A 1,848-nucleotide genomic window follows, 5' to 3' on the forward strand; every position below is an offset into this window, starting at 1 on the left:
CACTGGATGGACGCCGGGGTGCGGATCTTCCGCGTGGACAACCCGCACACCAAGCCCGTCGTGTTCTGGGAGCGGGTGATCGGGGAGATCAACGGCAGCGACCCGGACGTCATCTTCCTGGCGGAGGCCTTCACCCGCCCGGCGATGATGCACACCCTGGCCCAGATCGGCTTCCAGCAGTCCTACACGTACTTCACCTGGCGGAACACCAAGCAGGAGCTGACGGAGTACCTGACCGAACTGTCGGGGGAGGCCGCCTCCTACATGCGGCCCAACTTCTTCGCCAACACCCCCGACATCCTGCACGCCTACCTCCAGCACGGCGGCCGGCCCGCCTTCGAGGTCCGCGCCGTCCTCGCCGCCACCCTCTCCCCCGCCTGGGGCATCTACAGCGGCTACGAACTGTGCGAGAACACCCCGCTGCGCGAGGGCAGCGAGGAATACCTCGACAGCGAGAAGTACCAGCTCAAACCCCGCGACTGGGAAGCCGCCGCACGCGAGGGCCGCACCATCGCACCCCTGATCACCCGCCTCAACACCATCCGGCGGGAGAACCCGGCCCTGCGGCAGCTGCGCGATATTCACTTCCACCGGACGGACAAGGAGGAGGTCATCGCCTACTCGAAGCGGCGGGACGGCAACACGGTGCTCGTGGTCGCCAATCTCGACACCCGGCACACCCAGGAGGCGACGGTCTCGTTGGACATGCCGCAACTCGGCCTGGACTGGCACGAGTCGGTGCCGGTGCGCGACGAGCTCACCGGCGAGGTTTATCAATGGGGCAGCGCCAACTATGTGCGTCTCGGTCCGGGCGGGGCACATGTACTCGTCGTCGGCGGGAGGTCCGGGGACGGGCCTTCCGGGACGCACAGCACGGTTCTGCGACCGTCCACCCCGCAGATCGGAGGGTCATCCGCCACATGAGCGTCAACGAACCCGTCCCGGACACCTTCGAGGACACCCCCGCCAAGGACCGGGACCCCGACTGGTTCAAACGCGCCGTCTTCTACGAGGTCCTCGTCCGCTCCTTCCAGGACAGCAACGGGGACGGCATCGGTGACCTGAAAGGCCTGACCGCCAAGCTGGACTACCTGCAGTGGCTGGGCGTCGACTGCCTGTGGCTGCCGCCGTTCTTCAAGTCGCCCCTCCGCGACGGCGGGTACGACGTCGCCGACTACACCTCGGTGCTGCCGGAGTTCGGCGACCTGGCGGACTTCGTGGAGTTCGTCGACTCCGCCCATCAGCGCGGCATGCGCGTGATCATCGACTTCGTCATGAACCACACCAGCGACCAGCACCCGTGGTTCCAGGAGTCCAGGCGCGACCCCGACGGCCCGTACGGCGACTACTACGTGTGGGCCGACGACGACAAGCAGTTCCAGGACGCGCGCATCATCTTCGTCGACACCGAGGCGTCCAACTGGACGTACGACCCGGTACGCAAGCAGTACTACTGGCACCGCTTCTTCTCGCACCAGCCGGATCTGAACTACGAGAACCCGGCCGTGCAGGAGGAGATGATCTCCGCGCTCAAGTTCTGGCTGGACCTCGGGATCGACGGATTCCGGCTGGACGCGGTGCCGTACCTGTACCAGGAGGAGGGGACGAACTGCGAGAACCTCCCGGCGACGCACGCGTTCCTCAAGCGGGTCCGCAAGGAGATCGACACCCAGTACCCCGACACCGTCCTCCTCGCCGAGGCCAACCAGTGGCCCGAGGACGTCGTCGACTACTTCGGCGACTACGCCGCCGGCGGCGACGAATGCCACATGGCCTTCCACTTCCCGGTCATGCCCCGCATCTTCATGGCCGTACGCCGCGAGTCGCGCTACCCGGTCTCCGAGATCC

General features: G+C 66.6%; 1 protein-coding gene and 1 pseudogene. Both read left to right on the forward strand.

The annotated features are described in order from the left end of the window. Nucleotides 1–924 (forward strand): annotated as a pseudogene (locus ACF1AG_RS34765) (alpha-1,4-glucan--maltose-1-phosphate maltosyltransferase); the annotation flags it as partial. Then, nucleotides 921–1,848: alpha-amylase family glycosyl hydrolase (locus ACF1AG_RS34770; RefSeq protein ID WP_391811049.1), on the forward strand; the 928-nt coding region annotated here is incomplete at its 3' end. The pseudogene ACF1AG_RS34765 and the gene ACF1AG_RS34770, both read left to right, overlap by 4 nt.

Source organism: Streptomyces sp. NPDC014764, from assembly GCF_043082785.1.
GTDB lineage: Bacteria > Actinomycetota > Actinomycetes > Streptomycetales > Streptomycetaceae > Streptomyces > Streptomyces althioticus.